Origin of the sequence: Nonlabens sp., from assembly GCF_047636915.1 — a bacterium.
In the GTDB taxonomy this organism is placed as follows: domain Bacteria; phylum Bacteroidota; class Bacteroidia; order Flavobacteriales; family Flavobacteriaceae; genus Nonlabens.
Map to the genome: position 1 here is coordinate 1 of NZ_JBLIGN010000149.1, position 3,780 is coordinate 3,780.

The 3,780-nt window shown below is 33.7% G+C and carries 3 protein-coding genes; all 3 read left to right on the forward strand.

Going from position 1 to position 3,780, the window contains the following annotated elements:
• Nucleotides 1-447: cupin domain-containing protein (locus ACJAT0_RS12965; RefSeq protein WP_415181995.1), on the forward strand; the 447-nt coding region annotated here is incomplete at its 5' end.
• A gap of 662 nt (nt 448-1,109) precedes the next feature.
• Nucleotides 1,110-1,298: a hypothetical protein gene (locus ACJAT0_RS12970; protein ID WP_374004513.1), complete on the forward strand. Its 189-nt coding sequence runs from the start codon at nt 1,110-1,112 to the stop codon at nt 1,296-1,298.
• A gap of 1,066 nt (nt 1,299-2,364) precedes the next feature.
• Complete coding sequence (locus ACJAT0_RS12975) at nt 2,365-3,483, forward strand: helix-turn-helix domain-containing protein (RefSeq protein WP_415181996.1); 1,119 nt, start codon at nt 2,365-2,367, stop codon at nt 3,481-3,483.
• The last annotated feature ends 297 nt before the right edge of the window (nt 3,484-3,780 follow it).

The following is a 3,780-nucleotide window of genomic DNA, read 5'->3' on the forward strand; positions in this document are numbered from 1 at the left end:
GGTTATTTTAAAGAGACCTATAGAAGTATAGGAGAAATAAACCAAGATAGTTTAGGGCAAAATTATAACGGTAAGCGTCATTTTTCTACCTGTATTTATTTTCTCCTTACATCAGATAAGTTTTCAGCATTACACAGGATCCAACAGGATGAGATCTGGCATTTTTATGATGGTTCTTCCATACGTTTGCACATCATCTCTGAATCTGGAATTCATACCACGCATCTTATCGGTCGTGATTTTGACAAAGGAGAAGTGCCTCAGTTTGTTGTTCCTGGCGGTTGCTGGTTTGCTGGTGAAGTTGTTGAACAAGATGCGTACTCTTTGATAGGTTGCACCGTATCTCCTGGTTTTGATTTTAAGGATTTTGAGCTCCAATCAAGAAAAGACTTGGTGTCCTTATTTCCAGATCAGGAAGAACTAATAACAAGACTCACCCATCATTAAACTGCCGATGCAAGTAATTGCAAGAAAGAAAGATGAAAGCACTTGCTCAAAGGCGTCGTAATGCTAAAATTTACAGGATGCGAGCCATATAAGAACGATGGCACTGCTACCTATAAAATCAACGAGAAAATACCTTTACATTTTTGTTCCTAAGCCTAGTAGGGTATTGAATTTTTGGCCCGTTGATTTATATGATTTTATAGAGAGTACCTTTTTAAAAAAATAAGTGAATTTTTAATGTACTTGTTTTAGGCGTTTGTGGATCAATGGTCCGTACTATAACACCCAATATTTTTTTGTTAGCCATAAATAATTCGTGAATTTGTCGAAGATTTTTTATCTGAAAAGGTTCCTTATAAGATTCTGTATTCCTTATTAAATGATCTCTTATTTTGTCTTTCAGCGAGTTGTGCTTGGCATTTACGGCCCTAAACTTACCGAATAGTTCTGCAATAAGCCTATCAACGAGTAACTGTAGTTTTATATTAAAAGATGCTAGGTTGAAAAAAGAAAAATTGATCGCCATCTTTTGAAGGTTCATTAGTGTTAGAACACTAGGGAAATAGGCCGTTGTATCTGTCCTTCTCTTGATTTTAATATAGTATTAATAAAATTTGACTTTTAAACTTGTATTCTGTCACCTAACCTAAAATAGTAACAATATGAGTACAACTTATTTAAATACAAAGTCAAGAGGAATAACCAAAACAGTAGCTGAATTCACTAAACAGGATGGCCAAAGCAACAAAGAATTCCGCGAGTTTATTAAAGAACAAGTAGTGGAGCATAGAAAAGAGGGATTAGACGTATTCAAATCACCGAGACCTGGAGATGACCGAAAGAACGAATAACTTCTTATCTAGAACGGATCAAGGAGAACAAAACAAAGATCTAAAAGGCTATTTACATTTGCTAAATAGCCTTTTATTATGTTATAGAAATAAATACTCCAAAAAAATGTTGTCCGTTCAAAATTATTTGAAACAATAGAAAACCTGACTGGTATAAGGTTTGTAAATCTTTACTCGATTTTTATAAAGTAGTTTATAAACGGTACTATTTTTTAATCCTATATCAGAAATATTTATGAAACACGGCTTACCTGTGCTTAGTTGACCCTTACCTTTCTTTCCTAAGCAGCTGCTTATTACTAGCCGCGATCATCTCTCTAACCTTCCTCTCACTTGTACTGAGTACTTCATTATTTATATAAATCAGCTTTGGTAATCTCAAGGCCTTGCAACTATTTACATACGTACTCTATACGCTACGCCTTGCATTTGGATGAGATGTAGGAGTTCCATCCCGATAGATTCTGGAATGCCATTTGTCTGCCTTCCATCCTACCCGCATCACAATAAAGCTGGCAACGCTCCCAATTATCAAGGCCCTTCCTCTTCCCGCAGTAAACTGGAACCCTATACATCACTAAACTACGAGTAACTAATTTAGAAGTAGCACAAGCTGCGCATGCACAGACTATGCGCATTATAATCTAGCTTAAAAGCCTTTAATTTCCTCCATGATGTCCTCTGGTTCTCTCTCTATTTATTCCTTTAGCCTCTTAACGACACAACTATTATGAAACAGCCAGATTCCATACTCAATGGATGTAGCTTTCCTGGAATTTTCAGAAATTTATTTTCTTGAACAAGGAACTATTTTCAATCGCAACGATAGCTAAAACTTAAAATTTTAACGCAGAGAAAGGAGAGAAGTAAGGGCTAAAAAAACGAATAGCTATATGTTTTGAATATACCTGCTTAAGAACACTGCTAGGGATATCATAAGACTGGCAGTGTTTCTATTGTTTAATTACTAATAAAAAGGAATCATAAAATTTGCTAAAAAGGTAGATTGAACTAAAAATCAAAAAAATACTCCAACCTTTATATAATAATATTCTAATTTCGTGATATGGAAGTTCTAAATGTTTTCCCAGTATTAAGTGTAGTTTTTGGACTGGTCTTAATCGTTTTTATTCTATTCAATAAACTTGGACTCGGAAAAAACAAAGAGATACGCTATGTTTTAGCTTCCCTGCTGTTTATTTACGTCATTACAGCATTAGATTATCATCTTTCAATTACAGATCAAATCCCTGCAACCTATTCAGGAGTAACTTACTTTTTCTATCATTTTACCGGTTTGTTATTTTACTATTTCATAGCTCTCTATACCAAGTCCAAAATAAACATAAAAAAATGGTTGCCTGTGGTTATTGGTTATACCTTACTCCGGATTTTAGTGTTTCTTCCTTTTGATCACTATCAAAACTTACAAGATTTTGTAGCGTCATTAGAGACATCCAACTATGGAATATTTGTATTAGTGGAGTATATTTTAGTTAGCTCTATCAATACCACACTAATGCTTCTTGCCTACAAAAAATTAAAAAAAGCGCCCCTACTAATTGTATTGAATGAAAATCAAAAGACGCTTTACAATTGGATCAAGATCATCATAGCAGCGGTCGTACTTATGCAAATCGTAGTCTTTATAACTACAGTTCTAGGTAGTTTAGATATTGGTGGTTTTAACTTTTATCTAAAATTTGAAACTCTTATCTATTCCATATTCTTTTTCATATTTGCTTTTTCTATTATGCATTTTCCCGTATTTGCTTATTCTGGTAATTTTGAAGATCTATCCACAGCTACTATTGATAAATATGCAAAGTCATCATTATCTGATTCTTCTGACCTTTTTAAGAAAGTAAAAGGGGTCGTTAGTAACGAAAAAATGTACTTAGATTTAGATTTAAAATTGAATACTGTGGCTGAAAAACTGGGGCTTTCTATTCATCATATATCACAAGCCATAAATCAGAATGCAAAGATGAGTTTCCCCGACTTTATAAATAGTTTCAGAATTGAAGAGGCTAAAAAGAAGCTCCTAGAACCTCAACCTGAAACCATATTTGCTATTTATATAGATGTAGGTTTTAATAGCAAAGCTGCTTTTTACACTGCCTTTAAAAAACATGCACAAATGACACCTACCGAATTCAAAAAACTTCATAAGTCTTCATATTGATATAAGTTTATTGATTATTGATTTTTTACATGCTTTAAAAGTGTCTTCCCGATAAAGGAAGACACTTTTTTTTGTTTGGTATTATAGGGAGATCCATTTGAATGAATATGCCTAAATATATTTGCACCATCAAATTACAAACCAACAAAATAATTACAATGAAAATGAGGTCTGAAAGTTTAAGAACAAGTATCATAGCGATGGTCATCACAAGTCTGTTAAACATCATAGTATCTGTAGGAAGCCAACCAAATGCCGATCAAAGCAAAACAAATATGCTAATTAACAGGTGGCATC